Genomic DNA, 16,680 nt, shown 5'->3' on the forward strand with positions numbered 1-16,680 from the left:
TGATGAGGTCCTTCCTTCGTCAGGATGACCGGCGAAGAATGGCGTTATTTACGATTGTATGCTTGAAATCATTCTCGAAGTAGCCGTAGTGGCCGTGGTAGTTGGGCTGCAGATCCGTACGTTTCTGAAGACGAGGGCCAACGCGCTGCAACTGGCGGCGCTGTATCCGCCCAAGGAAACGTTGCGCGTGGAGCACCGCATTGTGCTGCCCGATGGCCGCGACTTGCCCGAGTACGCCGCCGACGCCCCGCCCGAATCCTTTGCTACCAGCCTGGTAAAGGCCGAAAATGCCTCGCCGCAGTTCCAGGAAATCCTGCTCGATACCAACGACTACCTGCGCCACAATAAAGGCGCCGCGGCCGATTTCGGTATTCTCAAGGACATATCGGAGCGCCAGAGCGAAGTGTTGGACAATGAGGTGCAGGCCACCGTAGCCACGCCCCTGTACCTGGGGCTGCTGGGTACCTTCCTGGGCGTTATTCTAGGTTTGATGGGTATTGCCCGCAACGGCGTATCGGATGAAAATGCCCTGACTCCTTTTCTCACCGGCGTACTCATTGCCATGACGGGTTCCTTCGTGGGCCTGCTTCTGACGCTGCTCGGCAACGGCGTGCTGCGCCAGGCCCGCCAGCAGCTCGACCGGCTCCAGAACCAGTACTACACCTTCCTGCAGGCTCGTTTGCTACCCGTGCTGCACGCCGATATGGCCAGCTCGCTCACCAACCTGAAATCGGTGTTGGATGCGTTTAACCAGCAGTTTGTGGGCCAAGTGGAGCTGTTTAATCCGCTCATGGACAAGGTGACCCAGAACATCCGGGTGCAGAGTGATTTCCTGGAGCGGCTCGATACCATTGGCTACGACAAAATGGCCGCCGCCAATATTCTCGTGTTCGAGAAGGTGCGCGAGTCGGCGGAGATGTTTGCAGCCTTCACCGGCTACCAGCAGCGGCTGAATGAAATGCTACAGAACGGCTACCAGTCGGCGCAGAGCGTGAACAACATCCTAGACCGTTTGCGCGGCTTCGAGAAGGGCATCAACGACCTGGGTCAGTACATCGGCGGCAACAACAACTCGGTGCAGCTTATGCTCGACTTCTTCCAGAAGCACCAGGTAGAGCTGCGCAACCTCAAGGACCGCGCCGAGCAGCACATCGACCAGGCGGGGGTAGGCCTGGCCGAGGTCATGAACCAGCGTTTGGCCTACAATGAGCGGCAGGCCCAGCTGGCCTACGAGAAGTGGCAGCAGTACTTCGACAAGCTCAACGCCGACAACATCTTCGAGAAGCTACTGAAACAGCTGGAGCCCTTCCAGAACCTCAACACCCAGCAAGCCGACCTCAGCCGCGACGTCACGGCCACCCAGCGCGAACTACTGCGCAAAATTGAACTCGACTCGCAGATTCAGGCCAAGCTGCTCTCCGAGCTTTCCAACCTGAACACGGTGCTGGTAAAGGCTACGTCTAAGAACCGTTTTCAGCGGTTTATGGACAAGCTGTTTGGTGGCGTGCGGCCACAGTAATAGAAGCTAAATCTTTGTCATCCTGAGCGGAGCGAAGGACCTCCACCGTTTCGTTGGGGTAGCAAATTAATTACCCTAAGTAGAGGTCCTTTGCTCCGTTCAGGATGACAACTTTGTAAAACATGAACAACTCCACTTTCAACAACCGCCAAAGCAACGACTTCTTCTGGCCCAGCTACGTGGACCTGATGACGTCCTTGTTTGTGGTGATGCTGGTGCTGTTTGTGTACAGCTTCAAGCTGTTCAAAGACCGGGAAGGGGAGTTGAAAAAGGCCAACGGCGAACTGAAGGTAAAAGCCGCCGAGCTGGAGCAGATTACCAAAATCCGCAATTCCTTGCAGCAGCTGGAGGGCCGCTACTTCCGCTACGACCCCGCCAACGAGCGACACGAGCTGCTGGTGCCGGTACAATTCAAGGCCGGCCGCGACGAAATTCAGGAGGCCTACAAACCCGCTTTGCTGCAAGCGGGCCGCCGCCTGCGCACCGTGCTCAAAAACATCAAAACCGACCAGCCCGTGCGCTACCTCGTGATTGTGGAAGGCATGGCCGCGCGCTACCCCCAGGGCGACCCACGGAACGCCCGCGAGGAGCAAACCACCTACCAGCTCAGCTACCGCCGCGCCCTGAACCTACTGAACCTTTGGAAGCAAAACGGGCTGAATTTCAGTCAGGACCGCAGCATTGAGTTGATTATTGGAGGTAGCGGCTTCTACGGTACCGGCCGCTACAGTGGCCGCCGCGAGGGTGACAACAAACGCTTTCTGATTCAGGTAATTCCGAAGGTAGGCCGGTTCTAGAAGCATCAAGCTTGGGTTTGGGAAGTCGGGAGGGGTAGCAAGAATTGCGGCTGGCTGACTCGGCGGCTTCGGCTAGCGTGTTTATCTTGGGCGCATTCCCACCGTATGCCCATGCAAAAACTGTTTGTTCCCGTACTAGCCTTGGCCGCGCTGGCTTCCTGCCGCTCGTCCCAGTCTGGTGCTCCTGCCGCGAAGGCTACTTCCGCCAAAGGGGCCGTTACTTCATCCTCCTCCGCCGTGCTGCAATACCCGCAAACCAAGCAAACAGACCAGAAAGACGATTACTTCGGTACTACCGTAGCCGATCCGTACCGCTGGCTAGAAGACCTCGATTCGCCCGAAACCAAAGCCTGGGTTGAGGCCCAGAATAAAGTCACGTTCGGCTACCTGGAGAAGATTCCGTTCCGCGACAAAATCCGGGACCGGCTTACCACCATCTGGAATTACGAGCGGTTTGGGGTGCCCGAGGAAGAAGGCGGGCAGCTGTACTTCAGCAAAAACGACGGCCTCCAGAACCAGGCCGTGCTGTACGTGCAGCAAAATGGCCAGGAAGGCCAGCCCGACGTGCTCCTCGACCCCAACAAGTTCTCTGCTGATGGCACTACGGCCCTGGCCGGTACCTACTTCTCCACCGACCACCGCTACCTGGCGTACGCTACCTCCGGCGGCGGCTCCGACTGGCAGAAGCTAAAGGTGCTGGACTTGAAAACCCGCCAACCCCTCCCCGATGAATTGCAGTGGGTAAAAGTATCCGGTGCGGCCTGGTACAAGGATGGCTTCTTCTACAGCCGCTACGATGCGCCAAAGAAGGGTGAAAACCAGCTTTCCGGCAAAAACGAGTTCCATAAGGTGTATTACCACCAGCTCGGCAAGCCCCAGAGCGCCGATAAGCTGGTGTACGAGGACCCCAAGATGCCCCTGGGCTTCCGCACCGTGGGCACCACCGAGGATGAGCGGTTTCTGGTGCTCTACCTCACTGATGGCAAAGCCGACGGCAACCGCCTTTCCGTGCGCGACCTCACCGACCCCAAGCAGGCCAACAGCTTCACGTCCCTCATCAGCAACTACGAGTACAACAACTCCGTGGTGGGCAACGTGGGCGGGCAGCTGCTGGTGTACACCAACTACAAGGCCCCGCGCTACCGCGTGGTGCTCATCGACCCCAAAAAGCCTCAGGAAGCCAACTGGAAAGAGGTACTGCCCGAAACGGAAAACAAGCTCGAAGGCGTAGATCAGGTAGGCGGCTACCTGGTGGCTTCCTACCTCAAGGATGCCAGCTCCCTCGTGAAAGTATACACGGAGAAGGGTGAGTTCAAGCACGACGTAGCCCTGCCCGCCATTGGCACGGCGGCCGGTTTCGGGGGGCGCCGCAACGCCAAAACGGTGTACTACGCCTTCACCTCGTTTACCTACCCCACTACCATCTATAAGTACGACCTCGCTACGAACACCAGCACGGTATTTCGTGCGCCTAAGGTGGATGTGAAGCCCGCAGACTACGTAACCATACAGGTGTTTTATAAGAGCAAGGACGGAACGAAGGTGCCCATGTTCATCACGCACAAGAAAGGCGTGAAGCTGGATGGCCAGAACCCTACCTACCTCTATGCCTACGGCGGCTTCAACATTTCCCTGACTCCGAGTTTTAGCGTAGCGCGCATGCTGTGGCTGGAAAATGGCGGGGTGCTGGCCATTCCGAACCTGCGCGGCGGCGGCGAGTACGGCGAGGCCTGGCACCAGGCCGGCATGACGCCGAACAAGCAGAACGTGTTCGACGACTTTATTGCCGCGGCTGAATACCTGAAAGTAACCGGCTACACCAGCACCGAGAAGCTGGCTATGGCCGGCGGCTCCAACGGCGGCCTGCTGGTAGGTGCTACCATGACCCAGCGCCCCGACCTCTGCGGCGTGGCTTTCCCGGCCGTAGGCGTGATGGATATGCTGCGCTACCAGAAGTTTACCATCGGCTGGAACTGGGCCCCCGAGTACGGCACCTCCGACAACTACGCGCAATTCCAGAACCTGTACCGGTTTTCGCCCTTGCACACCCTCAAGCCCGGCACCAGCTACCCCGCTACCCTCATTACCACCGCCGACCACGACGACCGGGTAGTGCCCGCGCACTCCTTTAAGTTTGCCGCCGCCTTGCAGGCTGCCAACGAAGGCTCGCGCCCCCAACTAATTCGGGTGGATGTAAATGCGGGCCACGGCGCCGGCAAAAGCACCAAGCTCCAGATTGAGGAATGGGCCGACATCTGGGCGTTTGCTTACCAGAACATGGGCGTACATCCGTACCGGAAGTAGGGGTAGGGCTTCGGGCCCAGGGCTTGGAGCGGAGCGTGGCTTAGCCAGTAAACCAGCGAAGGCGCCGCGCCCTACGCACCAAGCACTAGGCACTATCAACCCACCGCCGTATCTTCGCGGCCGCAACTCCCGTAATTGCCTCTGTTCTTTTGCTTTCAGATATGAAAAAAACATTCCTGTTCGGTCTGCTGGCCGGTTCGCTGCTGCTCTCCACTACTTCGTGCAGCAACCCCGATATTAAATCGGATGAAGATGTAGCCACCACGCCGCTGCCTCCCATCCCGGCCGCTCCCGACACTACCGGTGGCAAAACGCCTTCGGCCAACGAAGCAACCCGCGAAATCAATGCGGTGAATGCCACCGAGGACATCAAGAAGATGCAGCCTACCATGTAATTCGGCCTTTGTGCCACGTGCTCAACGCCCTTCCGCTGCCTGCGGGAGGGCGTTGGCATTTGTATTCCAGACTTCGTAAGCGCCAGATTCTGCCGTGTATCCGGCGCCGTCTTCCTCTTCCTACCTCTACCTACATGTCCAACCTCACAATCCGCCGCGGCCAGGAGGCCGATTTGCCCCAGGTGCTGGCCCTGATTCAGGAACTGGCTGAGTATGAGCGTGCCCCGCACGAAGTCACGAATACGCTGGCTGACATGCAGCGCGACGGCTTCGGCCCGGAGCCGATTTTTAAGTTTTTCGTGGCCGAGCAGCCCGAGGGCCGCATCATCGGCATTGCGCTTTACTACACGGCCTACTCTACCTGGAAGGGCCGTATGCTTTACCTCGAAGACCTGGTCGTGACGGAAGACCTGCGCGGTACCGGCATTGGCAAGCGGCTTTTTGATGCGGTAGTAGCCGAGGCGCGCCACACGGGCGCCAACCGCATGAAGTGGCAGGTACTGGAGTGGAACGAGCCGGCCATCGGCTTCTACAAGAAAATCGGTGCCAACCTCGACCCCGAGTGGCACAACGGCAACCTCACCGCCGAGCAACTGCTGGCCTACCCCTGCGAGGTGGTTCAGTAAGAAGAGAAGGATGAAATAAGTGACGTGTTCGGGCGAACGGAGCAGCATTGTCCGGGCGGAGCTGCTACCCCTTGAAACGTGACAAGCCCTTACTTCCGCCTAGGAAGTAAGGGCTTGCCTGCAGGTGAGCTTGTCAATGTGAAGAGGGAAAGAATGGCGTCATCCAGCCTTCTCACCAGTTAGTCTACTACCTCTAGCATGGTGCGGAAGGAGGCGTAGCGGCCGCCGAAGTGCTTTTCGATTTCGTTGCGCAGGGCAGGTGCTGCTACCTCCTGATATTCTTCCAACTGTTCGAGGCTCACGCAGTAGTATTGGGCAGCGTAGGTAATGCCGTTATCTTCCTCGTTGAGCAACCGGCACAACTGGCTTTTGAGAAAGAAGCCGGTGGCCATAACATCAGGCATGTGGGTGTCGCGCATATACTCCACCCACTGGTCGGCAATTTCCGGGTCGAGGCTGGTTGTGACGTTGTACAGAATCATGGTAAGGAATGCTTAAAGTAAGGGCCGCTGAAGTAGCCGCTCCGGTGCAACAGAAAGAAGTAACACAAAAGTCGGGCAAAAAATCCAAGACCCTGAGGTTTGTGCGGAAGCCTCCCGGCCACCTCACACCCGCATATGGTCGAAATGAAACTCCTGAATGCGGGCCTGAATGTCTTTCGAGGAAAGCTTTTCGCGGATAGCGGCCTGTACCAGACCGGGCAGTTCAGCATCGCCGGCAAAGCGCAGGGCCAGCAGTTGCTTCAGCTGCAGTTGCTCCTCCAGGGGGCGCAGGCTCTGGCCGGTAATTTCAAAGTAGCGCTGGCGCATTTCCAGCCGAATAAGGCGGTCCTGGAGGGTAAGGGCATAATGCTGCCGGAGCATCACCAGCGCGCCAAGCCCAACTCCGGCCAGTAGCATTACCGTAAACCACAGCCGCGAAATTTCCGAGTCATCACCAGCCACAGCTACGTAGCGACGGATACTGTACAGAAAAAGGATTAAAGCGGCTGGCAGCAACACAAAGTGGTGCAGCGGATAATACATGGGTTTGTTCTGAGTCGGGTGTGCAGACATACAGCAGGTAGGTGAGAAGGTAGAAGTAAGTAAAAAATAAAGGCAGTGTTTGAGTACGGCGCAGCTGGGGCAACTGGTAGCAGCCCCCAACAAAAACTCCGACTACAAGTCGGAGTTTAAGCTAAAAGACGAGATGAGCCTATGCGAAGGTCGCGGTACGGGCCCACTGGGTCGTGTGCGAACCTGTTTCCCTTCTACGCATCTGTGCTAAACCCGGGCATGTGTTTCGTAGAAGGTAGCCGGCTGGCAGTTAGTTTTCTACATAATCCAGGTCCTTACCGAAGCTTTCGGGCAGCGTAGTTACGGCCCAGAACGCAATCAGCAGGGAAACAAACCCTAATACTGCGGCGCTGCCACTGAGGCCCATCGGCCCGCGCAGCGCCTGAAACAGCGGAACCAGCAGCACCACGGAACCCCGGGCAAAGTTGGGAGCAGTGGTAGCCACCGTAGCCCGCAGGTTGGTGCCGAACTGCTCGGCGGCCACCGTCACGAACAAAGCCCAAAACCCTACCGAAATACCCAGCACAAAGCACGCGGCGTAGAACACGGTAGGAGATGCCCCGCGCAGGCCAAACAAGTACACTGCCACCAGCACACCACAAAATACCAGGAACAGCTGCAGCGCCCGGTTGCGGCTCCGCAGCAGTTGGCTGAGCGTGCCGCTGGCGAAGTCGCCGAACACGAGGCCGAAGTAGCACCAGAACACGGCCAGGCCGGCCGTGACGGGGCCCGTAACGCCGAGGCCCGCGCCAAACTCCGGGGCCAGCGTAATTAGGATGCCTACCACAAACCAGAGCGGCACCCCAATCAGCAGACACTTGACGTAGCGCGCCAGCCGGGCTCCGTTCGTGAACAGGGCCAGAAAGTTGCCCCGCTCTACCTCGCTTTTCTTGGTTTGCTCAAACATCCCCGATTCATAGACGCCTACCCGCAACGCCAGCAAGGCCAGACCCAGGCCGCCCCCCACGAAATAAGCGTTGCGCCAGCCCAGCGCCTCGCCTACCCAATACGCCAGCATAGCCCCCGATACGCCCACGGTAGCCACAATCATGGTGCCGTAGCCGCGCTTTTCCTTGGGTAGCGTTTCTGAAACCAGCGTGATGCCGGCCCCCAATTCTCCGGCCAGGCCAATACCGGCAATTAGCCGCAGCCAGGCATGTTGCTCAATGCTTTGCACGAAACCGTTGGCAATATTGGCCAGCGAGTAAATCAGGATGGAGCCGAACAGCACCGACAGCCGGCCCCGTTTGTCGCCCAGAATACCCCACAAAATACCGCCGAGCAGCATGCCGCCCATCTGCATATTAATAAGGTACAGGCCTTGGTTGGTAACGGCCTCGGGGGCTGTAATTCCTAAGTCTTTCAGACTCTGTACCCGCACAATGCTGAACAGGATCAGGTCGTAGATATCAACGAAGTAGCCCAGGGCAGCTACTACTACAATGGCGCTGAGCAGGCCAGCAGCTTTGGGTGGGGTAGGGGAGGTAGCGGGTTTCATGCGGTGGAAATTGACAGGCCGCAGATTACGAGTTTTTTCGCTGCCAACCCGCGCTACCGGCCCGATGCCGCAGGGGCCACCTGTTGGTCGCAGCAGCCGTGGGCACCCATCAGGGGGAGGTCGTCTTCGAGCTGTACGGTGCAGTGGCTGATGTTGAACTCGTGCAGTAAATCGTGCTGTAGCTCGCGCAGAAACACGTTGGCGTTCTGGCCGCCGGGTCGCACAAGGTGAGCCGTAAGGGCCGTATCCTGGGTGCTAAGGGGCCAGATGTGCAAGTCGTGGACGCTGCTGACGCCGGGGCGGGCCAGCAGCCAGCGGCGCACCGCTGCCACATCAATATCGGCGGGAGCGGCTTGCAGGCTTAGCTGCACGGTTTCGCGCAGCAGCCCCCAGGAGCCCACGCCTACCACTGCCAGTATCACGAAGCTGATGGCCGGATCAAGCCAGTGCCAGCCGGTGAAGTACACCAGCGCGCCCCCCACCACTACCCCCACCGACACGAGCATATCGGTAAGCATGTGTAGATAAGCGCCGCGCACGTTCACGTCGCCCTTCTGCCCGTGGCGGAACAGCCACGCAGTAAAGCCATTAACCAAAATTCCTAGCCCGGCCAGGCCCATAACCACAGTGCCATTTACCGGCTCCGGGTGGCGCAGATGATTGATGGTATCCCAGAGGATGAAGCCCAGTGCCAGGTACAGCAACGCCGCGTTCAGCAGTGCCGCCTGAATGGTAGCCCCTTTGTAGCCGTAGGTGTAGCGCTCCGAGGCCCGGCGCTTGGCTAGCAAAGATGCCCCCCAGGCCAGGGCCAGACTTAGCACATCGGAGAGGTTATGGCCCGCGTCGGAAAGCAGCGCCGAAGAGTTGGCCCAGAGTCCGCCGGCTGCTTCGCCGGCCACAAACAATAAGTTCAGCGCAATACCCCAGGCGAAAGCCGGGCCAAAATTACCATCCGCTGGCGGACCGTGGTGATGATGCGAGTGGTCGTGGCCGTGCTGGTGGTTGTGCGCCATGGGAAAGGATGGTTTGCCCGGAGGTCAGAACAGAGAACCGGGGGAGCACGCAAGACAGTTCAACTACCGGCTGCCGGCCCTACCCTCGCTACCCTTGTAAGTTAGTTAAAGCTCAACGGCACAACCAGCTTCACGCTTACCGTGCGGCCCATGTTGAACACCCCCGTACGGCCGGTAGCATAGTTCGCGGCAGTATACTTCAGGCGGCTCAGGTGGTTTTGGTACGCTACATCAAACAGGTTGTTGGCGGCGAGATAAAGCGAAAACAGCGTGCGGTCCTTGGCCGACACCACGTCGGTGCCCAGCCCGGCATTGAACAGCGTGTAGCTTGGGGTAGGTGTCTCGGTATCGAAAGCCGAGAAAATGCGGTTCTGGGCGAAGTTATGCTCCATAGTAGCGCGGGCGTAGAGGTTGTGCAGGCGCGAGCCGCCCAGCTTTCGGAAGTTTACCCGCAACTCCGACTGTAGCCGGTCGGCCGGAATAAAGGGCAGGTTTTTCTGCCCCGCCGGCTGATTGAACTCCATGGCCCGCACCATCGAAAACGAGTTTTCGAAGTGCAGCCAGTCCAGTGGGTGCGGGTGAATGTCGATGCTGGCCTCGCCCCCGGCTAGCCGGGCGTCGCCTTGCCCGTAGCGAAACACCCGGTCCCCTTCCGCCGAAAGGGAGTCGGAGCCATCGGCGGCGGCTAGGCGGCGGGGAAAGATGTAGTTGCTGATGCGGTTCCGGAATACGTCGGCGGAGATGCTTACGTGGTCGGAGGTGAAGTTCAGGCCCCCATCCAGCTGGAAGCTGGTTTCAGCTTTCAGGTCAGGCTCCCCGATTTCATAGCGGGTAGTACCCTCGTGAATGCCATTGGAGCCCAGCTCGGCAATATTCGGCGCCCGGAAGCCGCGGGCGACGTTGGCTTTCACCAGCCACTTTTCGCTTACATTGTAAGCCCCGCCCACACTGCCGCTTACGTTGCGGAAGCTGCTCGTGAAGCCCGAAAATTTCTCTTCGCCAAGGCCGGCCGGTACGGGTTGCTCGTCGTCGTTGAGGTAGAGGGCATCGGCATGAATGCGCCGTAGGTCGTAGCGCAGGCCCCCGCTAAGGTCCAGCTTGCCGAAGCTTTTCTTGGTGATGCCAAACAGGCCGCCATCCCATAAATCGTAGGCCGGAATCAGGAATTCGACGCCTTTATTCTGGTTTTGCTGCTGCATGCCGCTCACGCCCACTGTCGTGTTCCAGCCGCGCATTTCGGGCAAAAACCAGCGCAGGGCGTAGTCTACAGTGCGGAGCTGGAAGTACAACGACTTCTCGTAGTAATCCGCGGGGTTGCCGAACTCGCGGCGCAGGTTCTGCTGCCACCCTACGTTCAGGGTTAGGCGGTGCTGGCCCAGAATGAAGTTGTTATCCGTGCCGATGCGCAGGTGGTTTATTTGCTGGCGCGGCACGTCGAGGTCGTAGCCCGAGAAGCCGTGGCCCGTTACTACCTGCGTTTCGCCCAGGCTATTCGTGCGTAAGAATCGGCCTGACAGTGAGTCCCGCTCGCCCTCAATCAGCCCCAGTAGTTGGTTGAAGCTATTGAAGGTGAGGTGAGAATAGCCCCAGCTTTTGTTGAGGCCCACGTAACCACTGCCGTTCAGCTCCCGGAAGCCGGAGTTATACACGCGCCCGTCGTAGCGGTTGCGGTAGTCGGCGGCTACCTTGCCCGAGCCGCGCACCTGCCAGTTGAAGCCGCCCAGGTTGCCGGCATTCCAGAGAGAGTAGCCCTGCTGGTAATTGTTGGTCTGATAGTTAGCCGTGACGGAGCCCAGGATGCGGCCATCGTCGACGGGGTCGGGGGGGAGGAAGTTGATAACGCCCGCCAATCCGTCGGAGCCGTAGAGCAAGGAGCCGGGGCCTTTAATGATTTCGGCCCTATCAATGCTAAACTCGTCAATCTCGATGCCGTGCTCATCGCCCCACTGCTGGCCTTCCTGCTTGGCGCCATTGTTAAGGGTGATAACGCGGTTGGAGCTTAGGCCCCGAATAACGGGCTTGCTGATGGCAGCTCCGGTGGTAATCTGATTGAGGCCGGGAGTGTGGGCAATGGCATCTACGGCGTTGGTAGCGGCCGTTTGGCGCAGGCGCGTTTGATCTACCACGCTGGTAGGCACCGGCGAGCGGCGCATTTCGGTGCTGGCCGAAACGCCCGTTACCACCACCTGCCCGATTTCTGTTTCGGCGGGCGTAAGGGCCACATCCAGCGCCTGACCAGCGCTGGTATCTACCGTGCGCACTACGGTGGTATAACCCACAAAGCGCACCTGCATCAGGAAGCGCCCGCGCGGCAGATTCACAAATTGAAAGCTGCCATCGGGGCCCGTGGCCGTGGCCTGCCTCAGATCCGGAAATACGATGGTAGCACCAGGTAAAGCCTCACCGCTACTGGCATCGGTAATGCGGCCTGTTACCGGAGTAGCTACCCGGACCGGACGGGGAGGGTTGGGGCTTGGGGCGGGGGTAGGGGTTTGGGCCAGTACACTCCCGGTCAGCAGTAGCAAGCCGGCAGTTAAGGAGAGCTGAGACATAGAAGTGCAAATTACACGAAGCCAATGAACGGAGCGTGAGGCGAAAAGGCTGCATGGGCTCTTATATAAAGAAAACGCCGGCCAAAGGCCGGCGTCTTCCTGGAGTTTCTCCACAACCAAAACGGGAGAAAAGGCGGTGGAAAGGCCAGTTGCAGCCAGCCCTTCCGAAAATTGACGACGTGATGAATTAGTGAGAAGGTGAGTGGCTGCTCGCGCTGGCACCTGCAACAGGTTGCGTGCCCGGAGTCTTGGAGCTGCCCGAGCGTTAAACTCGCCGTTTCACCATCTCACTTCCGCTTAGCGCACCACAGTCGGGAAGTTTACTTCTACATCGGTGCTGCCGGGCGCGAAGGTGCCGTTCTTGGAGCCAGGCTGGTGGCGCAGCGTGATTTTGAGCGTGCCGGTAGTGCCCGTGGCGTTGGCCGCCCCCGTCACGGCCTGCGTCGTAAGGCCAACCGCTAGGTTGTTCTTGTCCTTATCGGTGGGGGTGATGGTGAGGTTCGTGCCCGAAGTTTCGAAGAAGAACAAGTGCTCATCGGCTTTTTCCTGAATTTCCGCCGTGGTGTTTTCGGCGGGAGTCTTCGTTTCGTCCTGCAGAGCGAGCGTACCGGTATAGGTGGTGTTGGCAGCCAGCGTGAGCGTGCCAATGGTAGGGGCAGTGCCACCGTCACCGTCCAGGTCGCGGTACTGCACCAGTACGGGGGTACCGCCGCCAGTTGGCGTGAGCGTATAGGTTACGGTCGTGATTTGCTCGTTGTCTTCGTCGGGCGTGGGGTCTTCGTTATCATCCTTACAGGCCGAGAGCAGGGTAGTAGAAGCCAGCAGTGCTAGCAGAAAAGGACGGAAAACAGACTTGTTCATGAGGAGAGGAAAAAGAGATGGATGAAGTGAAATGAAAAAGAGGTTAGCGCCGCGGACTAAGCTCGAAAGGCACTTGCACGCGCAGCGTCACGTTGCGGCCCATTTCGTCGGCGAAGTAGCGGTAGCGGTTGAGGTAGTCGCGGTAGCGTTGGTTGAGAAGGTTAGAGCCTGCCAGGCTGACGTTCAGCGGGAGGCGGCCCCAGTGCACAGTGGCTCCGGCCTCCAACCCCAGCAGCACGTAGCCAGCGGGAGGCAGCGCATAATCTTTGGCGGCGTAGTCGGCGGGCACCCGGGTCTGGCGGGCTACGGCATAGGACCCTAGCTGCACGTACCGGCTGGTCAGACGCGTCGTTGGCTGCTCGGGCACCGCGTATCGTACCGATAGCTCGGCCCGGTCGGCAGGCATAAAGAAAAGCCACTCATCCTCCTGCGTGTCGCGTCCGCGTACCACGGAGGCTTTGCCGCCTACCTCCCACTGGGAAGCCAACCGGTAAGTAGCGGCCAGGTCCAGGCCCCGCAGCACCGCGTTGGTGCGCAGATACTGCCAGCTAACCAGCGTGCCCCGAATGTTGATAACCGGCGGCAGAATCGGGCGCTGGTAGATGTAGCCGTCAATGGTGGTTTGGTACAAAGTCAGCTCCCCATTCAGGCGCGGATTATCATGCCAGCTAGCAGTTAAGCCCGTGTGGTATGCCGTTTCCGGCCCCAGTGCGCCGTTGCCGGGTACCAGGTCGTAGCCTAGCTCGTACTGCGCATTATGCACGCCGTCGCTGAACCGCTCATTGGCCGCCGGGGCGCGCTGGGTCAGGCTAGTGGTCAGGCTGAGGCTGAGGTGGGGGGTAGCATCGAAAATAGCCCCCAGCGAAGCGGCGGGTGTCACATAAGTAAATTCGCGCCGTTCCACGTAGTACACGCCCAGCGTATCGCGGGTGCCACGGCGGGTTTCCAGGATGCGGTAGTCGGCCCGGAGCCCGGCCTCCAACTGCCAGCGGTTGCGCGTCCACCGCTCGATGGCAAAGGCCCCGGCAATGGTGTTGTTATAAAAGGGAATGAAGCCGCGGGTGCCATCGGCGTAGCGGTTAAACTGATAGGTGCCGGCTACCCCTATGCTGCCAGTAAAGCCTCCTAAGGGCCGGTGTTCCCAGAGCAGCTCCCCGGTAGTAGTCCGGTTAGAGTAGCTTAAAGCAGGCCGATTACGAGCGGCGCGGTCGGCATTGCGGGCACTGTACAGGTCGTACTCGTCGCGGTAGTCGGTTTGTTGGCCTAGGGTAGCTGTCAGCTTGCCCGCCGTGCCTGTCCGCACAAACCCTGTGGCTTTCAGCAGATCGTGGCTGATGTGCTGGTAGGCGCGGTTGATGGCGTAGCTGAAACCAGAAGTTTCCAGCGGCCGGCGCCGGGCAATGGCCGCGTACAAATCCGTAGGACTTTCGGCGTGGGCCGCCGGCAGAATCCCGAGTTTAGTGTTGAACTGACTGTAGAAAACTTCCAGCCCGTAGCCCGGCTTGCGCCAGCCCACGGCCGCCGAGAAGTCAGCTTCCTCAAAGCCAGAATTGCGCAGGTAGTAGCCCGGGGCCCGCATGGTGCCGGCCCGTTTTGCGGTGCCCTGCACCCTCCAGCTCAGGGCCGGTAAGCGTCGGAGGTTGCCTTCTACGGTACCCGAAGCAGCTCCCAGTCCGTTGTTGCTCATCCCTACTAGGTTCAGCTCAGCCCCGGTCCCCGCGGAGTCGTGGAGGGCTTTTGGTTGCACCAACACTACCCCTCCAATAGCATCAGACCCATACCGCACGCTGGCCGCCCCCTTCACTACCGTAAGCTCGGAGGCAATAAACGGGTCGATTTCCGGACCGTGCTCCTGGCCCCACTGCTGCCCTTCCTGCCGCACGCCATTGTTCAGAATGGTCACGCGGTTGGAATGCAGCCCGTGAATCATGGGCTTGAAGATGCTCGGTCCAGTCTGGATAGCGGTTACCCCGGATATTTTCTGCAAGGCCTCGCCCAGCGCCTGCCCGCGGGTTTGCCGCAGCGCCTGTCCGCTCAGGCTGGCGGTAGCCTGGGGGGTAGGGGCGTTTACATGTTGTCCTTCCACTAGTGCGCCTTTTAGCGCAATAGCATCGGGGTGCAGCTGGAAGTCGCGGAGTACCGCGCCTGCTAGGCGCACTTCTACCGTTTCGGAGGTAAAACCCACGAAGGATACCTGCACATGGTATGTACCAGGGCAGAGGTCGAGGTGGTAATGGCCGTCGGGTTCGGTTTGCGTGGCCTGCTGGGTTTCCAGAACCACCACCGTAGCCCCGGCTAGGGCCCCGCGCGACTCATGGTCTTGCACGCGGCCACTTAGCAGCAGGGCGCACCCCCCAGGAGCCACCGACTGGGCTGCTAGTTGTCCGAGGGGTAGCGCGCACAGCAGCGCTACGCCCGGCAACCACCGAGTCAGGCGACTCCAGGAATGGCCCGGAGCGCGGAAAAGCATAAAAACGAAGGGAAGCTGCCGAAGAAAACTAAACTACTCGCAGTAGCATGTAAGGTCAGGGAGACAGCAGGGCTCTAGCCTTACTCAGCACAGAATAGCAACGCCGGCAACGATGCGTTGCTAGGCAAATGCCGCTCCTGCGAGGTGCACACGGTTTAGCCGATGCTGGGCGGGCCTCGTAAATCGGCCGTTGTTATCGGTGCTAGGTGCTCACTTGTTACCAGCGCCTGATTCAGGTCCGGCGCAAAGCCAAACACCGCCGAAACGGTAGTCGGTACGGGCGGTGCAGGCTCGAAGGCCGACTTAAAGAACTGGTCGGCGTCGCAGTGTTGGTGTTTGCCTGATAGCAGCGCTTTACCCTTCGGCCAAGTAGTAGCCCGAGTTGGCTCCTCGGTAGTATGCTCGTGTTGGTGCAGCGCAAGTACCCACGCGTCAGGCAGCAGCACCCGCACAAAGCACAGGAGCAGCACAAGAGCCAGCCGGGACCGAAAAGTATGCATTTGCAACAACGTATCAGGTATTAGCAAATGTAGGGGTAATTGTCAGATATGCTAAGAATGTTCTAATAATAAAATTATGACGTCACAGAAAGGTAAAAATGTAGTGGTATAGACGTAATAATACAAAAGTACATTTGTCAAGTAATATCAATGTGCAAATTGTAATGAAGACCTTCGCCACTCGTTTGCTACACCGAATAGCCCGCGGAATACGTCCTGGTGCAAAACAAGCTACAGCTGATGGCAGTGAGCCGCTATTTGTGTGACACACGAATAGCAGAGCTACCACTTATGCCGTAAAATTCAGATTCAGGGCTGAAATAGTGCGCGTTTCACTGTATAGTTGCGTTGGCCGCCTGTACGTCATGAAGTACATAGGAGGCCGATGCGGCACCTGCCTTTAGGGTTCAAACGGTCGAACTTAGTTATTGGTCGAGCAGAAAGCGGGGGTTGACGAAATATAATTTTACATGGAAAAGCAAAGGCTACTTTTGTAGCTGTTGGCCGAAAGTACGGAGCCAATAACTTGCTTTTTGTTATGTTTTTTGAGTTTGGATGCCTTTGGGTCCATGTTGAGCCCACGCTTCGCTTGTTACGGTGGGAGTGGAAAGAGACAGTCTCGTCGGAGGACTTCCAAGTGGCTTTTAAAAGCCTGCTAGCGTACTCGAACAGTCATCAGGTAAAGAACTGGCTGGCAGATATCTCGCACATGCCTTCTGTTGGGACCGACGAGCAAGCCTGGCTTAGTGAAACTTGGCTGGAACAGTTCGCCGCGTTGGGTATCGAGCACATTGCCTTTATCCAACCCGTCAACCTGCACAACCAACTGGTGCTTGAGAGTGTACTAACGGACGGGCGGCGTTATCTGCGGACGGAGGTGCAGTTTTTTTCCGACATCCTCGCCGCTCTTGACTGGCTAACTCCCTCTCCTTGTCAGGCAGAACACTTAGAGCAACAGTGGAAGGAAGTAAAGAGGTGTCTGCCAAGATATGAATAGCTAGGTCCCTGGTTTGATAAAAGATAAATTAGGATTTTTTATATGATAAAGAGGAGTGTTATACTGTCTCAATATCAAGAAATTACCAAGACC

General features: G+C 58.4%; 14 protein-coding genes. 6 read left to right on the top strand and 8 right to left on the bottom strand.

The genetic code is table 11. From position 1 onward, the window contains the following. Positions 1–58: 58 nt before the first annotated feature. The 5 genes from K3G63_RS19755 to K3G63_RS19775 all read left to right on the top strand — a co-directional run bounded on the left by K3G63_RS19755 (position 59) and on the right by K3G63_RS19775 (position 5,641). The gene (locus K3G63_RS19755; RefSeq protein WP_220615861.1) at positions 59–1,519 is read left to right on the top strand and encodes a hypothetical protein; all 1,461 of its coding nucleotides are present in this window, start codon (positions 59–61) and stop codon (positions 1,517–1,519) included. A 122-nt stretch (positions 1,520–1,641) separates the two neighbouring features. Further along, positions 1,642–2,316 (top strand): hypothetical protein, encoded by a 675-nt coding sequence (locus K3G63_RS19760; RefSeq protein WP_220615862.1) that lies wholly within the window; start codon positions 1,642–1,644, stop codon positions 2,314–2,316. 111 nt (positions 2,317–2,427) lie between these two features. Beyond that, the gene (locus K3G63_RS19765) at positions 2,428–4,620 is read left to right on the top strand and encodes a prolyl oligopeptidase family protein (RefSeq protein WP_220615863.1); all 2,193 of its coding nucleotides are present in this window, start codon (positions 2,428–2,430) and stop codon (positions 4,618–4,620) included. Between the two features lie 161 nt (positions 4,621–4,781). Then, the gene (locus K3G63_RS19770; protein ID WP_220615864.1) at positions 4,782–5,015 is read left to right on the top strand and encodes a hypothetical protein; all 234 of its coding nucleotides are present in this window, start codon (positions 4,782–4,784) and stop codon (positions 5,013–5,015) included. 134 nt (positions 5,016–5,149) lie between these two features. Next, positions 5,150–5,641 (top strand): GNAT family N-acetyltransferase, encoded by a 492-nt coding sequence (locus K3G63_RS19775; protein WP_220615865.1) that lies wholly within the window; start codon positions 5,150–5,152, stop codon positions 5,639–5,641. 179 nt (positions 5,642–5,820) lie between these two features. Here K3G63_RS19775 and K3G63_RS19780 read toward each other — a convergent pair whose 3' ends face one another. The 8 genes from K3G63_RS19780 to K3G63_RS19815 all read right to left on the bottom strand — a co-directional run bounded on the left by K3G63_RS19780 (position 5,821) and on the right by K3G63_RS19815 (position 15,590). After that, on the bottom strand, positions 5,821–6,123 hold the full coding sequence (locus tag K3G63_RS19780) for a DUF4286 family protein (protein WP_220615866.1): 303 nt from the start codon (positions 6,121–6,123) through the stop codon (positions 5,821–5,823). Between the two features lie 123 nt (positions 6,124–6,246). After that, on the bottom strand, positions 6,247–6,696 hold the full coding sequence (locus tag K3G63_RS19785; protein WP_220615867.1) for a DUF6526 family protein: 450 nt from the start codon (positions 6,694–6,696) through the stop codon (positions 6,247–6,249). Positions 6,697–6,946: 250 nt separating this feature from the next. Next, positions 6,947–8,194: an MFS transporter gene (locus K3G63_RS19790; RefSeq protein ID WP_220615868.1), complete on the bottom strand. Its 1,248-nt coding sequence runs from the start codon at positions 8,192–8,194 to the stop codon at positions 6,947–6,949. Positions 8,195–8,247: 53 nt separating this feature from the next. Beyond that, positions 8,248–9,207, bottom strand: a complete 960-nt coding sequence (locus K3G63_RS19795; RefSeq protein WP_220615869.1) for a cation diffusion facilitator family transporter — start codon at positions 9,205–9,207, stop codon at positions 8,248–8,250. Positions 9,208–9,308: 101 nt separating this feature from the next. Further along, the gene (locus K3G63_RS19800; protein ID WP_220615870.1) at positions 9,309–11,759 is read right to left on the bottom strand and encodes a TonB-dependent receptor; all 2,451 of its coding nucleotides are present in this window, start codon (positions 11,757–11,759) and stop codon (positions 9,309–9,311) included. 297 nt (positions 11,760–12,056) lie between these two features. Further along, a complete protein-coding gene (locus tag K3G63_RS19805; protein ID WP_220615871.1) occupies positions 12,057–12,620 on the bottom strand; it encodes a hypothetical protein in 564 nt (187 codons plus the stop codon). A gap of 43 nt (positions 12,621–12,663) precedes the next feature. Next, positions 12,664–15,090, bottom strand: coding sequence for a TonB-dependent receptor (locus tag K3G63_RS19810; protein WP_220615872.1), 2,427 nt, complete (start codon positions 15,088–15,090; stop codon positions 12,664–12,666). Between the two features lie 155 nt (positions 15,091–15,245). Further along, positions 15,246–15,590 (bottom strand): hypothetical protein, encoded by a 345-nt coding sequence (locus K3G63_RS19815; RefSeq protein ID WP_220615873.1) that lies wholly within the window; start codon positions 15,588–15,590, stop codon positions 15,246–15,248. A gap of 538 nt (positions 15,591–16,128) precedes the next feature. On the opposite strand from K3G63_RS19815, the gene K3G63_RS19820 reads away from it, so the two are divergent. After that, on the top strand, positions 16,129–16,587 hold the full coding sequence (locus K3G63_RS19820) for an STAS/SEC14 domain-containing protein (RefSeq protein WP_220615874.1): 459 nt from the start codon (positions 16,129–16,131) through the stop codon (positions 16,585–16,587). Positions 16,588–16,680 lie beyond the last annotated feature (93 nt).

Source organism: Hymenobacter sp. HSC-4F20 (assembly GCF_019599275.1).
GTDB lineage: Bacteria > Bacteroidota > Bacteroidia > Cytophagales > Hymenobacteraceae > Hymenobacter.

Coding starts and splice junctions, on each gene's coding strand:
- K3G63_RS19810 (WP_220615872.1), bottom strand. CDS start 15,090: ATGCTTTTCCGCGCTCCGGGCCATTCCTGGAGTCGCCTGACTCGGTGG.
- K3G63_RS19775 (WP_220615865.1), top strand. CDS start 5,150: ATGTCCAACCTCACAATCCGCCGCGGCCAGGAGGCCGATTTGCCCCAG.
- K3G63_RS19795 (WP_220615869.1), bottom strand. CDS start 9,207: ATGGCGCACAACCACCAGCACGGCCACGACCACTCGCATCATCACCAC.
- K3G63_RS19755 (WP_220615861.1), top strand. CDS start 59: ATGCTTGAAATCATTCTCGAAGTAGCCGTAGTGGCCGTGGTAGTTGGG.
- K3G63_RS19820 (WP_220615874.1), top strand. CDS start 16,129: ATGTTTTTTGAGTTTGGATGCCTTTGGGTCCATGTTGAGCCCACGCTT.
- K3G63_RS19785 (WP_220615867.1), bottom strand. CDS start 6,696: ATGTCTGCACACCCGACTCAGAACAAACCCATGTATTATCCGCTGCAC.
- K3G63_RS19790 (WP_220615868.1), bottom strand. CDS start 8,194: ATGAAACCCGCTACCTCCCCTACCCCACCCAAAGCTGCTGGCCTGCTC.
- K3G63_RS19765 (WP_220615863.1), top strand. CDS start 2,428: ATGCAAAAACTGTTTGTTCCCGTACTAGCCTTGGCCGCGCTGGCTTCC.
- K3G63_RS19760 (WP_220615862.1), top strand. CDS start 1,642: ATGAACAACTCCACTTTCAACAACCGCCAAAGCAACGACTTCTTCTGG.
- K3G63_RS19770 (WP_220615864.1), top strand. CDS start 4,782: ATGAAAAAAACATTCCTGTTCGGTCTGCTGGCCGGTTCGCTGCTGCTC.
- K3G63_RS19805 (WP_220615871.1), bottom strand. CDS start 12,620: ATGAACAAGTCTGTTTTCCGTCCTTTTCTGCTAGCACTGCTGGCTTCT.
- K3G63_RS19780 (WP_220615866.1), bottom strand. CDS start 6,123: ATGATTCTGTACAACGTCACAACCAGCCTCGACCCGGAAATTGCCGAC.
- K3G63_RS19800 (WP_220615870.1), bottom strand. CDS start 11,759: ATGTCTCAGCTCTCCTTAACTGCCGGCTTGCTACTGCTGACCGGGAGT.
- K3G63_RS19815 (WP_220615873.1), bottom strand. CDS start 15,590: ATGCATACTTTTCGGTCCCGGCTGGCTCTTGTGCTGCTCCTGTGCTTT.